Genomic DNA, 14,472 nt, shown 5'->3' on the forward strand with positions numbered 1-14,472 from the left:
AAAGGGGAACGTATTTCCTTTTAGCTACATAAATAAAATAATAAAGACAACTCTTATTGAGAGCGGTGGAGGGAAAGGCCCTGTGAAACCCGGCAACCTTCAAACGAAATGTTTGAAACGGTGCTAATACCTGCAAAACGAATGTTTTGCATAATAAGAGGCGGAACAATTATGTCCCCCTCTTCAAAGTGAAGAGGGGGTTTTTATATTGATAGAAATGAGGGAGATTCGTGAAATTACTAGATTTATTATCAAAAGGAATTGTAATAGGTGATGGTGCGGTTGGAACGTTATTACATTCACATGGTTTGCAAAGTAGTTTTGAAGAATTGAATTTGTCTGATCCAGACTTAATTATATCGATTCATAAACAATATGTAGCTGCTGGTGCAGATGTGATTCAAACAAATACGTATGGAGCAAATGAGGCGAAATTACGTATGTATGGTTTAGAAAATCAAGTTGTTCAAATTAATAAAGCGGCAGTGAAGATTGCGAAAGCATCTGTTACAGAAAGAAATGCAATTTTAGGAACAATCGGTGGTATGAAACATATCGGAGCTGTTACAACAACTGATATGGAAAGGGAGTTTATGCTACTTGAACAGGCAGGTGCTTTACTAGAAGAACAGGTTGATGGATTACTATTAGAAACTTTTTACGATGAATTTGAATTACTTCATGCCGTTAAAGTATTGCGTAAGCAAACAAATATTCCGATTGTTGCTCAATTAGCGTTACATGAAGCAGGTACAACTCAAAATGGAAATGATGTCAATGAAATATTAAAGCAGCTTATAGATTACGGTGCAAATGTTGTTGGATTGAACTGTCAACTAGGACCACTTCATATGACGGAAGCTTTTAAAATGATATCGATTCCGCAGAATGGCTACTTGTCAGCATATCCAAATGCAGGTCTCCCGAATTATGTGGAGGGACGTTACGTATATGAGGGAAGTCCGGCTTATTTCGAAGCGATGACACTGAAATTTATTGAGCAAGGTATTCGGTTATTGGGTGGTTGTTGTGGTACTACTCCAGAACATATTGAAAGTATGAAGCGTGCTACTCTAAATGTTACGCCTGTAATAGAAAAGGACACGATTCAAAGACCGAAAGTAGTTCATACACACGAGAAACGTTCGAAATCTCACGTCACTCTAGCAGAGAAAGCAAAGAAACAAACGACAGTTGTAGTGGAACTAGACCCACCGAAAACATTAGACACGCAGCGTTTTTTTGAAGGGGCAAGAGCACTGAAAAGAGCTGGGGCAGACGCTATTACTCTAGCAGATAATTCATTAGCATCGCCTCGCGTTTCTAATATGGCAATGGGTGCATTATTAACGAAGCATGATATTCCGGTATTGACTCATTTAACGTGTAGAGACCATAACGTCATTGGGCTACAATCTCATTTATTAGGTTTATCGGCGTTAGGGATGGAGGAAGTGCTAGCCTTAACTGGTGATCCAGCGCGCGTTGGTGATTTTCCGGGAGCAACTTCTGTATATGATCTGTCCTCTATAGAGTTAATTAAAATGATTAAAGAAATGAACGATGGACGTTCCATTTTAGGGAAATCCATTGGACCGGCAACAAGATTTTCTGTAGGCGGCGCATTTAATCCCCACGTAAGGCATTTAAAAGCAGCGGTAAAGCGAATGGAACGAAAAATAGATGCTGGGGCTGAATATTTCTTAACACAGCCGATATATGATGTTGCTTTAATAGAAGAAGTATATGAAGCAACAAAACATTTGGAACAACCTATTTTTATTGGAATTATGCCATTAGTAAGTAAGCGGAATGCAGACTTTCTCCATTTTGAGGTGCCGGGTATTACCCTTCCTGAAGAAATAAGAGAGAGAATGGATGGACACGAAACGAAAGAGGCAGCTATTGAGGAAGGGATTCGTATTTCACAAGAGTTGATCGATGCGGCGATGAAATATTTTAACGGTATCTATCTAATTACACCATTTCTAAAATATGAAATTACAGAACATCTTGTTAAATATGTGAGAGAAAAGCAAGAAGTGAAAGAAGGTATTAATTGATGAAGTGTATAGAAGAAAAATTAAAAAATAACATTTTAATATTAGATGGTGCAATGGGGACAATGATACAACAAGAGGACTTAACTGCGGAAGATTTCGGAGGAGAAGATTACGAGGGGTGTAATGAATATTTAGTAGAAACAAGGCCGGATGTTATTTTAAAGATTCATAAAGCTTATATTGAAGCTGGAGCTGACATCATTGAAACAAATACATTTGGGGCGACAAATATCGTATTAAGTGATTATGAGCTGTCTCATTTAGATGAAGAACTAAATGAAAAGGCAGCACTATTGGCGAAGCAAGCTGTTAAAGAAAGCGGGAAGGAAGTATATGTTGCAGGTGCGATGGGGCCGACAACGAAAGCAATTAGTGTTACAGGAGGAGTTACATTTGAGGAACTGATTGAGGCCTATACAAGGCAGGCGAGAGGGTTATTGAAAGGTGGAATTGATGTATTACTTGTGGAGACGAGTCAAGATATGCGTAATGTGAAAGCTGCTTATATTGGAATTCAAGCAGCTTTTGATGAACTAAATAAAACGGTTCCTATTATGATTTCTGGAACGATTGAACCGATGGGAACGACTTTAGCGGGGCAAACGATAGAAGCCTTTTATTTATCGATAGAGCATATGAAGCCGTTATCGGTTGGATTAAACTGTGCGACTGGTCCAGAGTTTATGAGAGACCATATTCGTTCCTTATCTGATTTATCGGAGTGTTATATTTCTTGTTATCCAAATGCAGGTCTTCCTGATGAAGATGGACATTATCATGAATCTCCATCTTCTCTCGCTGAAAAAGTGAAGCGATTTGCTGAAGAAGGATGGATTAATATTATCGGTGGTTGTTGCGGGACAACACCAGAACATATAAGTGCAATGAAAACCGCGTTAGCATCTCTTAAGCCGCGTGAGCAACATGAACGAGAGGGGCATGGAGTTAGTGGATTAGAGGCGTTGCAATATGATGACTCTATGAGACCGTTATTTGTTGGAGAAAGGACGAACGTAATTGGATCACGCAAGTTTAAAAGATTAGTAGCAGAAGGAAAATTTGAAGAGGCAGCTGAAGTGGCAAGAGCGCAAGTGAAGAAGAATGCTCATATTATTGACATTTGTATGGCAGACCCCGACCGTGATGAAATAGAAGATATGGAAAGATTCTTGGCAGAAGTTACGAAAGTATTAAAAGTACCGATTATGATTGATTCAACAGATGAAAATGTTATGGCAAGAGCTCTAACTTATATTCAAGGAAAAGGTGTTATCAATTCTATTAATTTAGAAGATGGAGAAGAACGTTTTGAAAAAGTGACACCTCTTCTTCGGAAATACGGTGCCGCTATAGTTGTAGGAACAATTGATGAAGACGGTATGGCAGTTAGTGCAGAACGAAAGATAGAAATTGCGAAAAGAAGCTATGAGTTACTAACGAAGAAGTATGGTATACGTCCATCTGATATTATTTTTGATGCGCTTGTGTTTCCTGTAGGGACAGGTGATGAAGAATATATAGGTTCAGCGGCAGCGACTATAGAAGGAATTCGTCTTATTAAAGAAGCGTTACCAGAATGTTTAACGATTTTAGGTGTAAGTAATATATCATTTGGTTTACCGCCCGCGGGCCGTGAAGTATTAAATTCCGTCTTTTTATATCATGCAACGAAAGCAGGATTAGATTATGCGATTGTTAATACGGAAAAATTAGAACGCTATGCGTCAATTCCAGAGGAAGAAAAACGTCTTGCAGATGCATTGTTATTTGAAACGACGAAAGAGACGTTAGAAGAATTTACAAACTTTTACCGTGTTGCCAAAAAGAAAGATGTCGTTGTACAAGAAACACTAACGCTTGATGAACGACTAGCAAATTATATTGTAGAAGGTACGAAACAAGGGTTACACGAGGATTTAAGTCTTGCGCTTACAGAAGGAAGAAAACCTCTTGATATTATTAATGGCCCACTTATGACAGGAATGGACGAGGTGGGACGATTATTTAATAATAATGAGCTTATCGTTGCTGAAGTATTGCAAAGTGCCGAAAGTATGAAAGCTTCCGTAAGCTATTTAGAGCCACATATGGAGTCTAGTGATAGCGCGAAAAAAGGGAAAGTATTATTAGCGACTGTAAAAGGTGACGTACATGATATTGGGAAAAATCTCGTTGAAATTATTTTATCAAATAACGGATATGAAATTATTAATTTAGGGATTAATGTTCGTTCGGATCGAATTGTTCAAGAAGTACAAGAGAAGAAGCCTGATATTATTGGTCTTTCAGGCTTGCTAGTAAAATCAGCCCAACAAATGGTAACAACTGCTGAAGATTTAAAAGCGGCAAATATTGATATTCCAATCGTTGTCGGTGGTGCAGCGCTAACGAGAAAGTTTACAGATAATCGTATTTCTCCATCATATAAAGGGCTTGTATGCTATGCGAGTGATGCGATGACGGGGCTTGATATTATTAATAAGCTTCAAAAAGAAGAAGAGCGTGAGAAGATGAAACAGGATAAAAAAGAACGTCATCTTCATATCGTTAAAAAAGAGGAAAAACAAGTGGAAATTCCAGCAGTAATTGAGCCATTACCGAAGGCGGAGGTTATGATACCTGATTCAACAAAACGAATTGTATTGCGCGATATTCCAGTTGCACATCTCGCACCGTTTTTAAATAGACAAATGCTACTTGGGCATCATCTTGGATTAAAAGGAAATGTAAAAAAACTCCTGCAAGAAGGAGATAGAAGAGCGCACGAATTAAATGATTTAATCGATGAATTATTACAAGAGGGACAATCTTGGTTACGCCCGAAAGCAGTGTATCAGTTTTTCCCAGCACAAAGCGACGGACAAAACATTGTAATATATGATCCAGAAGATCATACGCGTATTATAGAGCGTTTCACATTCCCTAGACAAGGAAAGGCTCCATACCGTACTTTAGGTGATTATTTACGTCCGATTGGGGATGAAATGGATTATGTTGCTTTCTTATCTGTTACTGTTGGGGAAGGAGTTCGGGACATTGCTGAAGAGTGGAAGGCGAAGGGTGATTATTTACGCAGTCATGCCATTCAATCGTTAGCGCTTGAATTAGCAGAAGGACTTGCTGAAAAAACACATATGCTCATTCGTGATCGTTGGGGCATTCCAGACTCACCTGAACTGACGATGGAAGAACGTTTCCGCACGAAATATAGAGGAATACGTGTTTCCTTTGGTTATCCAGCTTGTCCAGAACTTGCTGACCAAGAAAAATTGTTCCGTTTAATTCAGCCGGAAGAAATAGGTATTTCATTAACAGAAGGATTTATGATGGAGCCAGAAGCGTCTGTAACGGCTATGGTATTTTCTCACCCTGAGGCAAGGTATTTTAGTGTACTATAGTGTAGAAGGGGGAGACGTATGAAAAAAATAGTCTTTACAGGTGGCGGTTCGGCAGGACATGTAACACCTAATTTAGCAATTATTCCACATTTACAGGAAAAAAACTGGGACATTTCTTATATCGGTTCTCATCAAGGGATTGAAAAAACGATTATAGAAAAGGAAGGGATTCCGTACTATAGTATTGCAAGTGGGAAGCTACGTCGTTATTTTGATTTAAAAAATATAAAAGACCCTTTTCTCGTAATGAAAGGGGTTATGGATGCGTACTTAACAATTCGTAAACTAAAGCCGGATGTTATTTTTTCAAAAGGTGGTTTCGTATCTGTACCAGTCGTAATTGGAGGATGGCTAAATAGGGTGCCAGTTTTGCTACATGAATCTGATATGACACCTGGACTAGCAAATAAAATTGCGCTCCGTTTTGCCTCGGAAATATTTGTTACATTTGAAGAAGCTGCGAAGCACTTACCGAAAGAGAAAGTAGTATATACAGGATCACCAGTACGTGAAGAAGTACTAAGAGGAAATCTTGAAAAAGGTTTAAAGTTTCTAAGATTTTCCCGTAAGAAGTCAGTTATTACTGTTATGGGAGGAAGTTTAGGAGCAAAGAAAATTAATGAAACTGTTCGATCGGCACTTCCAGATCTTCTGAAAAATTATCAAATTGTGCATCTTTGCGGAAAAGGAAATCTTGATGAATCCTTACAAAATAAAGAAGGATATAGACAATTTGAATATGTACATGGGGAGTTGCCAGACATATTAGCGGCAACAGATTTTGTTATTTCGCGTGCGGGCTCCAATGCAATTTTTGAGTTTTTAACATTGCAAAAGCCAATGGTTTTAATTCCGTTATCGAAATTTGCAAGCCGTGGAGACCAAATTTTAAATGCGGAATCCTTTGAAAGACAAGGGTATGCATCGGTATTGTATGAAGAGGATGTGACGGTGAACTCGCTTATAAAGCATATAGAGGAGCTATCTCATAATAATGAGACGTATAAAACAGCATTAAAAAAATATAATGGAAAAGAAGCAATTAAAACTATCATTCAACATATTTCAGAGGCATGATTATATAATCATGCCTTTTTTACTAGGATGAAAGATTCCAAGAATTGATATTTTTATGTTACAATAAAGTGAAACTTTAATCAGTGGGGGAGGGGTTCATCCCTCACTGATTATTAGTTGAACCAATCGGGCTTTTACGGGCAGTTAATCCCCACCTAACTTCTTTGTTTTCGCTGAATTTTGAGGTGGGGGTCTTACTGCCCGTTAATGCGGGGTAACAAATGGTTAGTAGGGAAATTCCAATTGATTAAGCGTGAAAATACGAATGGATTAGGAGTGACTGTGTTGGAGCTAAGTCTCTATGAAAATACTGCACTTATTATATGCTTTGTGTTGTACGTTGGTAGTGTTATTGTTTATATTTCACGGAAATTTTCACAAGAACGAGAGCTTGAAAAATCAGAGATAACAGCTGAACTAGAAATGTTAGCTGATGAAAGTTATAAAAAACAAAAAATAAAAGAAGACCATGAAGCACCCCATCATTTAAACGCAAATAAGTTCTAAAGATGGGGATTTTTTTTGCAGTCTTCCTTAATTATTTCTACAACCATTAACGCTAAAAAGGAGTTTCCCCATACGTATTTAAAGGGTGGACATAAATGAAATTTTATATTGCCTCGGGATTTCAAAATAAACATATTGTTCGTTTTGTATCAAGCCAGTTAAAAGAAGCAGGATGGTACCATACATATGATTGGACCCAAAATGAAAGAGCAGTTAATCAAGAACAATTAAGAGGAATTGGTCAAGCAGAAAAGAACGCTATTAAAGAAGCGGATGTATTTTTACTTATATTAGATGGCGGAAATGGAAGCCATACAGAGCTCGGAATGGCGATTGCGCTAGAGAAAAAGGTATATATGTATCATGAAGGAAACCCGCTCCAAACAACGTTTTACCATTTGCCAGAGGTTAATATTTTTGAAGGAGATGCAGATGAGTTTGCATCTTATGTTATAAATCATATGGAATAATAGTAATTACCTAAAGGTTATAAAAGTGATCTTTTGGGTACAGTGATGATAAGAAAAGGTCATAAAGGAGTTATGTTATATGAAATTAGAAAATGGATGGGAAACAAGTTTTTTAGAAGTTGTACAAAACAGTGAATTTAAGAAAGATGCACTTCTTAGCCAATTGCTTTTTGCAGATGGTGAAGAAGTAGAAGAGCTTGTTGATGATTACGGTTACGAAGAGATTATTGAACGCGAACATGATGATGAGTTAGCAGGAATTTTAGGAGAAGAACTATTTAGTGAGATGGAGCGAAACGTATTCTTATCTCCACAGTCAGAAGAAAAACTTATTTCATTCGTAAATGGATTAGGTTTTCATGTGTTAGATTGGATTGTGCTTCTTGAAACAGAATTTGGCATTGATAGCGCAAATTTCACATCGGATGCAGTGAAAATGTTAGAAAAACGTTTTAGACAATTCCCGTACATAGAAGATAAAACGATTTTTGATATGACTTTTGGAGAGGTAATGGATGTATTACAATCTGTTACAGGATTACAACTGAAAGAAAAAATGAACATATAAAGAAAAAGAACGTGAGGATATCACGTTCTTTTTCTTTACATAATAATAATTTTATCATCTAGCTTTGTTTGTCCAGTAAGAAGTGCATTTAAATACTCTACTTTTCGTATGCAAGCTTGTATATGTCTTTCAACCTCTTGTAACTCTGCTTGGTGATGTGTTTCAATTGGATGAATTTGTACGTTAAATTTTTCGAATTGACTACTATATGTTATTTTTGCATAGCCGCTCATAATATCGGTTTCGTTATGAAATAAGAATTGCTTCGTTTCTTCACAGAATGATACATCCTGAAAGCCATATACTTTTAATGCTTCAATTACTTTTTTAATCATGTTTGTATTCATTTTTTAACCCTCTTTACGAAGTTCTACTTTTATATTATAACATAAAAAATTACACGGAAAGCGCTTCCAAGTGTATTTTATTATAAACTTTACGTTTCAATCATAAAAATGAAACAAAGAAAAAATAATTGTAAAGAAGGAAGGACTCTTTTATTGTTTCGTCATATATATAGAGAAATAGTGCAATGAAAGGAAATTTTTCGAGGTGGAGATTGTATTTCCAATTTGAGCGCAGTAAAAGAGGTGAGAATCTTGAACTTTGATATTGTAGGACAAAAAGCATATATAAAAGACGGACCGTATCGGAACCGAATTGGAACTGTAAAGAAAAACGAAAAACAATTAGAATCCCACTTTGCTATTGTAATTGGAGAACAAATTATTGCTGTAGAGCTAAAGGATATCGTGTTAGTTGGAGTAGACGTAGGACAATTTCATACATGGTGCGAGCAAAATGGTTATTTGTGAAAGGGACGGGCTGTGACATAATGAAATATATTTGAGAAAAGAGAATATGTTATTGTATTCTCTTTTTCTATGTTTAAGGAGACGGAAATGAAGTATAAAGAACGAGATTTCACATTGGAATTGAAAGAGAAAATTCAATGTATGGAAAAGGAAATAGAGCGAATATCACTTAAACTTTTTGAAGAGTATTCATATTTATACATAGAGAAAAACATGGAACTATCTATGGAACTTGTTAAAGATAAAGAGCATCCTTTTGAGGTGGGTTATTATTCATCAGCTGCCATAGCTATATTAGATGAAGAAAAAGAGATGATTGGATTTCACAATATACCAATTTGGAAATGCGAAAGAATCTTTTTAGGAATGCCAATTCAATCAAACATTTTGGGGAGTAAGAAAGTAGGGGAACTTGTTGATGAATCTTGTTATGAGATTGAGGAGGAGTTAAAAGAGCAACTAGAAGAGTTTTAGTAGAAGAATAAAATTCGGAGTGTTTTTGTAAAACATTATAAAAAATGTAATTTTTATAAAAAACTGAAAAGATAGATAATTTGTTTATAATTATCTATTCTAATATACAGGTGGTGTTTTACCATGGCTGAAGTAATCGGTAGAGCTTTATACATAGTGTTTGAAACAATATGTTATGCCTTATGTTTAAAAGACAAAGAGGAAGATGAAAAGAACTAAAAAAGGACGCTAACATTTTTGTTAGCGTCCTTTTTTATTATGAAGCAATCTCACCAGTTTTTACATCATCTTGATTGTACGTATCGTGATCTAATTCTCCAAGCCATTTACTAGAAATAAGACCTGCTGTCATAGAACCACTTACGTTAAGAGCTGTACGACCCATATCGATTAATGGCTCAACTGAGATAACTAGAGCAACAATGCCGATTGGTAAGTTCATTGTAGATAATACGATTAATGCTGCGAATGTTGCACCGCCACCAACGCCGGCAACACCGAATGAGCTAATAGCAACGACAGCGATTAAAGTTAAAATAAATTGTGGTTGTAATGGATCAATTCCTACAGTTGGAGCGACCATCATAGCAAGCATTGCTGGGTAAATACCTGCGCAACCGTTTTGACCGATAGATACCCCAAAGGATGCAGCGAAGTTAGCGATTCCTTCAGAAATACCAAGTTTTTCTTTTTGTGCTTCAATATTTAATGGCATTGCACCAGCACTAGAGCGAGATGTGAATGCAAATGTTAATACCGGGAACACTTTTTTCAAATATTGAATTGGATTTAAACCAGATAGTGCGATTAATAATAAGTGAATGATAAACATTACGATAAGTGCTACGTAAGACGCTAACACGAAGTTACCAAGTTTTAAAATAGCATTTATATCGCTACCAGCGACTGTTTTTGCCATAAGAGCTAACACGCCGTATGGAGTAAGACGTAAAATTAATGTTACCATACGCATTACAATTGCATATACAGCATCAAGCATTTTCTTAAATAGCTCTGCTTGTTCTGGATATTTTCGTTTTACACCTATAAAGGCGATACCGATAAATGCTGCAAATATTACAACAGAAATTGTTGATGTTGGACGAGCACCTGTTAAATCAAGAAACGGATTTGTAGGTAACAGTTCTAATAATTTGTCTGGAATTGTTGTCTTTTCAATAGAAGTAAATCTTTCTTCTACTAATTTCAGACGAGCAGATTCTGCATCACCTTGTTGTAATCCTGTTGCTGATACATCAAATCCTGCGCTTGCAGCGATACCGACAGCTGCAGCAATTCCTGTAGTAAGAATTAAAATGCCAATAATAAGACCACTGATTTTACCAAGGTTTTTCGTTAATTGTAATTTTGTAAATGCTGAAATAATAGATACTAAAATAAGTGGCATAACAATCATTTGAAGCAATTTCACATAACCGTTACCGATTAAGCCAAACCAAGTATTTGATTCAATAATTACTTTAGAAGTTGGCTCATAAATAAATTGTAATATAAGACCGAATATAATTCCGACTCCTAAAGCAGTAAATACACGTTTATTAAAAGATACATGCTTACGTTGCATATAATATAATACGCCAACTAAGATGAGCATGACTGCAACGTTAATTCCGACAAGCAGTGTATTCATGATAATTCCCCCTAATTCCAATCTGTTATATAGAATATAAGGTAATAAAACCTATAAGTCAACTAGGGAATTGCGGAATTAAAAAAAAGATGGCAAAATGCCACCTTTTAATGTCCAGCCCCAGGGACAAGTAAGAATGTCGTGTAGTATGTAAATCCTATGAAGAAAACAGTTAAATATGCCCCGAATACGTATATATACATACGCTCTGTTAATTTTAAATAGCTTAAAAGTACGAAGAAACCTGTTTGTCCTAAAAATAGTAGTGCAGCCTGTTGCATATCACCTACGTAAAACATAACCGAGAAAATTCCAGTCCAAAAGCCGAGAACGCGAAACATGCGCTCCATGCCATCTCCCTCCTTTTCTAAAAAAGTAAAACCTCTCTTCATTATAGTTTATTTTTCTAACTATTGTAAATATTCATTCATATAAAAGAAAGAAGCCAATTATAATATTGACTTCTTCTTAGTTGAAAAACTAAATTTGAACCTTATAGTTACAAGATTTGCATCCATCTAGTAGACTATCGTTCCGTGTTAATTCTACGTTCGGGAATAGGATTTCAAAAATCCCCTTCATCATATCTCCGTGCATATTACAAATTTCAGTCGGATGATGCGCAGCAACTTCTTTAAATGGGCAATTGTGTACATCATAGAAAATTTTTGTACCATCCGTACTTATTTCAAAAGCAGGAGATAAACCAGCTGTTGAGAATGCTTCTTTTGCGATTTGCATTTTTTGTTCTATCGTTAATGCTTCTGCACTTACATTTAAGCGATGCATATGTTGTTGCATTAATTCTTTGCCGAATTGTTTCCCTGTTTCATATAGCGCTTTTTCACCAGCGCTACCTAAGCTTAGCAGTGAATTAAATGCTATCTGTGCTAATAATTGATAATCGCGAAATGGGAATTGTAACTGGATGACATCTTGAGAAAGGACGTATAGTCTGCTTGGTCTGCCGCCTTTCCCAGTTTTTTTTGTTTCTGATTTTAGCATATTAACATCTTCTAATTTAGATAAATGTAAACGCGCTACGTTTGGATGAATATCAAACTCATCTGCAATTTCTTGTACAGTTACGTAACTATGCTTTTGAGAAATATATTTATAAATGTAATAACGAGTAGGGTCAGATAACACACCTGTAATTTTTAAAGCTTGTTCCATTAGGATCTCCACCTTTATCACTTTATCCAAGATATTAACATTATAATACAGATAAACTTCTATATAGGTAATTTCAGACAATAATTCGGAAATTGTTCATAATTTCACAAACATATTTTCCCTTTTTCTCTTAGTGAAAATAAAAAATTGCTAATTTTTGTTTTGCAGTTTTTCATGATATATACATGGTGAGGAGGGAAATTTGATGAATAGTGTCGAGCTTTTTGCAAATATGATTATGAAAGAAGCTTGTGGGGTGCAAGCATCGGACTTACATATTGTGCCCAGGCAGAAGGATATGGCGATTCAATTACGTATAGGAAAAGATTTAATTATGAAACGGTGTATTGAAAAGGAATTTGGAGAAAAGCTTGTTTCGCACTTTAAATTTTTAGCATCAATGGATATAGGAGAGAGGAGAAAACCTCAAAATGGTTCGTTGTACTTGCAAATTGATGGACAAGAAGTGTATTTACGCCTTTCAACACTTCCAACAGTATATCAAGAAAGTCTCGTTATTCGCCTCCATTTACAAGCATCTTCTCAGCCGTTGTCTCACCTTTCGTTATTTCCAAGTTCAGCGGAAAAATTACTCTCTTTTTTAAAGCATTCACATGGGTTACTCGTATTTACTGGGCCGACTGGTTCTGGAAAAACAACAACAATGTATGCGTTATTAGAAGTAGCTAGAAAATGGCAAACACGTCGCATCATTACACTGGAAGATCCAGTTGAGCAAAGAAAAGACGATTTATTACAAATTCAAATAAATGAAAAAGCTGGTATCACATATAAAACGGGATTAAAGGCTATTTTGCGTCATGATCCAGATATTATTTTAGTTGGCGAAATTCGTGATGAAGAAACAGCAAAAGTAGCTGTAAGGGCCAGTTTGACGGGACATTTAGTAATGACAACCTTGCATACAAATGATGCGAAAGGAGCGATACTACGATTTATGGATTATGGTATTACAAGGCAAGAAATTGAACAATCATTATTAGCAGTAGCTGCTCAGCGGCTCGTCGAATTAAAATGTCCATTTTGCAGAGGGAAGTGTTCAACTTTATGTAAATCAATGAGGCAAGTGAGACAGGCAAGTATTTATGAACTGTTATATGGATATGAATTAAAACAAGCGATTAAAGAAGCAAGTGGAGAAAATGTTACGTATCACTATGAAACGTTGGAATCGTCGGTTCGAAAAGGGTATGCTTTAGGCTTTTTAGAAGACGATGTATATGTTTAAGAGGAAATGGGGTTTAAGTGATCAAGCGTTATTATGGAAAAGATTAAGTGATTTATTAGAGAAAGGTTACTCACTTTTGCAGGCGTTAGAATTTTTGCAGTTGCAACTACCATTAGGGAAGAAATTACAGCTACAGCGTATGATCGAGGGATTGAAGAATGGACAAAGTTTGCACGCCTCTTTTCACCAATTAATGTTTCACCCTGAGGTGTTAAGTTATTTGTTTTATGCAGAGCGACATGGTGACATTTCTTTTGCTTTGCAACAAGGGAGTGTACTTCTTTACAAGAAGGATAAATATAGGAAAGATATGATGAAAGTAATGCGATATCCTATGTTTTTATCGTTCTTTTTAATGATTATGCTTTCTGTTTTTAACCTCATTTTATTGCCTCAGTTTGAAATGATGTATAGTTCTTTACATTCTACAGCACCACCACTTACGGAGCAAATTTTAGTTGTAATTAAATTATTACCCTACTTCATTTATAGCATTTTTCTTATCGTTATAACGGGCTTTAGTTTATATATATTTTATTTCCGAAAACTTCCGCCTACTCAAAAGGTAAAGATTATGATCCGTATACCCCTTATGAAAACATTTCTTATTTTAAATCATTCGCATTATTTTTCAGCTCAATTAAGTGGTTTATTACACGGTGGATTGTCAGTACACGAAGCATTAACAATAATGATGAAGCAAAAGTATCATCCGTTCTTTCAGTATGAAGCAGCCCGAATTGAACGGCAATTAATTGCAGGAGAACCGTTACAATCTATTATTGATAAAAGCGGTTGTTACGAGAAAGAACTTTCTTATATCATTACGCATGGACAAGCAAACGGTAATTTAGCAAATGAGCTTGGTGATTACAGTGAGCTCATTATTGAAAAGGTAGAACAAAAAATTAAACGCATGTTATTTGTGATTCAACCTATTTTATTTACATGTCTTGGGGTTATAGTCATTCTGATGTATTTAGCGATGATTATGCCGATGTTTCAAATGATGAATTCTATTTAG

14 protein-coding genes and 1 riboswitch are annotated in these 14,472 nt (G+C 35.9%); of the genes, 10 read left to right on the forward strand and 4 right to left on the reverse strand.

What is annotated here, in order from left to right; all coding sequences use genetic code 11:
- Positions 1–50 precede the first annotated feature (50 nt).
- A riboswitch (SAM riboswitch) is annotated at positions 51–160 on the forward strand.
- Between the two features lie 70 nt (positions 161–230).
- From MRBLBA3_RS00820 to MRBLBA3_RS00845, 6 genes are all read left to right on the forward strand, one after another.
- Entirely contained in the window at positions 231–2,063 is a 1,833-nt protein-coding gene (locus tag MRBLBA3_RS00820) for a bifunctional homocysteine S-methyltransferase/methylenetetrahydrofolate reductase (protein ID WP_000770347.1), read from the forward strand.
- Entirely contained in the window at positions 2,063–5,461 is a 3,399-nt protein-coding gene (gene metH, locus MRBLBA3_RS00825) for a methionine synthase (protein ID WP_242399404.1), read from the forward strand. Before MRBLBA3_RS00820 ends, metH begins: the two co-directional genes overlap by 1 nt.
- An 18-nt stretch (positions 5,462–5,479) precedes the next feature.
- Complete coding sequence (locus MRBLBA3_RS00830; RefSeq protein WP_363379522.1) at positions 5,480–6,538, forward strand: undecaprenyldiphospho-muramoylpentapeptide beta-N-acetylglucosaminyltransferase; 1,059 nt, start codon at positions 5,480–5,482, stop codon at positions 6,536–6,538.
- 246 nt (positions 6,539–6,784) lie between these two features.
- Positions 6,785–7,045 (forward strand): DUF3966 domain-containing protein, encoded by a 261-nt coding sequence (locus MRBLBA3_RS00835; RefSeq protein ID WP_083596079.1) that lies wholly within the window; start codon positions 6,785–6,787, stop codon positions 7,043–7,045.
- A 95-nt stretch (positions 7,046–7,140) separates the two neighbouring features.
- Entirely contained in the window at positions 7,141–7,515 is a 375-nt protein-coding gene (locus tag MRBLBA3_RS00840; RefSeq protein ID WP_044737742.1) for a nucleoside 2-deoxyribosyltransferase, read from the forward strand.
- 79 nt (positions 7,516–7,594) lie between these two features.
- The gene (locus MRBLBA3_RS00845; protein ID WP_000764257.1) at positions 7,595–8,083 is read left to right on the forward strand and encodes a hypothetical protein; all 489 of its coding nucleotides are present in this window, start codon (positions 7,595–7,597) and stop codon (positions 8,081–8,083) included.
- A gap of 35 nt (positions 8,084–8,118) precedes the next feature.
- Here the strand turns inward: MRBLBA3_RS00845 and MRBLBA3_RS00850 are convergent, their stop codons facing one another.
- The gene (locus MRBLBA3_RS00850) at positions 8,119–8,430 is read right to left on the reverse strand and encodes a hypothetical protein (protein WP_001095549.1); all 312 of its coding nucleotides are present in this window, start codon (positions 8,428–8,430) and stop codon (positions 8,119–8,121) included.
- Between the two features lie 252 nt (positions 8,431–8,682).
- Between MRBLBA3_RS00850 and MRBLBA3_RS00855 the strand changes: the two genes are divergently transcribed.
- Positions 8,683–8,898, forward strand: a complete 216-nt coding sequence (locus MRBLBA3_RS00855; protein ID WP_044737804.1) for a DUF3912 family protein — start codon at positions 8,683–8,685, stop codon at positions 8,896–8,898.
- An 87-nt stretch (positions 8,899–8,985) separates the two neighbouring features.
- Entirely contained in the window at positions 8,986–9,372 is a 387-nt protein-coding gene (locus MRBLBA3_RS00860; RefSeq protein WP_000875404.1) for a hypothetical protein, read from the forward strand.
- A gap of 256 nt (positions 9,373–9,628) precedes the next feature.
- Here the strand turns inward: MRBLBA3_RS00860 and MRBLBA3_RS00865 are convergent, their stop codons facing one another.
- From MRBLBA3_RS00865 to MRBLBA3_RS00875, 3 genes are all read right to left on the reverse strand, one after another.
- Positions 9,629–11,023 carry an L-cystine transporter gene (locus MRBLBA3_RS00865; protein WP_001094337.1) on the reverse strand — a complete coding sequence of 465 codons (1,395 nt, stop codon included), beginning with the start codon at positions 11,021–11,023 and terminating at the stop codon, positions 9,629–9,631.
- A 107-nt stretch (positions 11,024–11,130) separates the two neighbouring features.
- Positions 11,131–11,373 carry a DUF2626 domain-containing protein gene (locus MRBLBA3_RS00870; protein ID WP_000440717.1) on the reverse strand — a complete coding sequence of 81 codons (243 nt, stop codon included), beginning with the start codon at positions 11,371–11,373 and terminating at the stop codon, positions 11,131–11,133.
- 130 nt (positions 11,374–11,503) lie between these two features.
- Entirely contained in the window at positions 11,504–12,199 is a 696-nt protein-coding gene (locus MRBLBA3_RS00875; protein ID WP_000434128.1) for a helix-turn-helix transcriptional regulator, read from the reverse strand.
- A 205-nt stretch (positions 12,200–12,404) separates the two neighbouring features.
- On the opposite strand from MRBLBA3_RS00875, the gene comGA reads away from it, so the two are divergent.
- Both comGA and comGB read left to right on the forward strand, forming a co-directional pair.
- Complete coding sequence (gene comGA, locus MRBLBA3_RS00880) at positions 12,405–13,448, forward strand: competence type IV pilus ATPase ComGA (protein WP_044737743.1); 1,044 nt, start codon at positions 12,405–12,407, stop codon at positions 13,446–13,448.
- Positions 13,435–14,472, forward strand: coding sequence for a competence type IV pilus assembly protein ComGB (gene comGB / locus MRBLBA3_RS00885; protein WP_044737744.1), 1,038 nt, complete (start codon positions 13,435–13,437; stop codon positions 14,470–14,472). The genes comGA and comGB overlap by 14 nt, the downstream gene beginning before the upstream one ends.

The sequence above is a fragment of the Bacillus sp. LBA3-1-1.1 genome (assembly GCF_040676495.1).
Lineage (GTDB): Bacteria > Bacillota > Bacilli > Bacillales > Bacillaceae_G > Bacillus_A > Bacillus_A nitratireducens.

Bases quoted from the DNA above. Each gene is read 5' to 3' on its own strand.
- metH (WP_242399404.1), top strand. From the start codon at position 2,063: ATGAAGTGTATAGAAGAAAAATTAAAAAATAACATTTTAATATTAGAT.
- MRBLBA3_RS00845 (WP_000764257.1), top strand. From the start codon at position 7,595: ATGAAATTAGAAAATGGATGGGAAACAAGTTTTTTAGAAGTTGTACAA.
- MRBLBA3_RS00850 (WP_001095549.1), bottom strand. From the start codon at position 8,430: ATGAATACAAACATGATTAAAAAAGTAATTGAAGCATTAAAAGTATAT.
- comGA (WP_044737743.1), top strand. From the start codon at position 12,405: ATGAATAGTGTCGAGCTTTTTGCAAATATGATTATGAAAGAAGCTTGT.
- MRBLBA3_RS00830 (WP_363379522.1), top strand. From the start codon at position 5,480: ATGAAAAAAATAGTCTTTACAGGTGGCGGTTCGGCAGGACATGTAACA.
- MRBLBA3_RS00870 (WP_000440717.1), bottom strand. From the start codon at position 11,373: ATGGAGCGCATGTTTCGCGTTCTCGGCTTTTGGACTGGAATTTTCTCG.
- MRBLBA3_RS00865 (WP_001094337.1), bottom strand. From the start codon at position 11,023: ATGAATACACTGCTTGTCGGAATTAACGTTGCAGTCATGCTCATCTTA.
- MRBLBA3_RS00860 (WP_000875404.1), top strand. From the start codon at position 8,986: ATGAAGTATAAAGAACGAGATTTCACATTGGAATTGAAAGAGAAAATT.
- comGB (WP_044737744.1), top strand. From the start codon at position 13,435: ATGTATATGTTTAAGAGGAAATGGGGTTTAAGTGATCAAGCGTTATTA.
- MRBLBA3_RS00875 (WP_000434128.1), bottom strand. From the start codon at position 12,199: ATGGAACAAGCTTTAAAAATTACAGGTGTGTTATCTGACCCTACTCGT.
- MRBLBA3_RS00840 (WP_044737742.1), top strand. From the start codon at position 7,141: ATGAAATTTTATATTGCCTCGGGATTTCAAAATAAACATATTGTTCGT.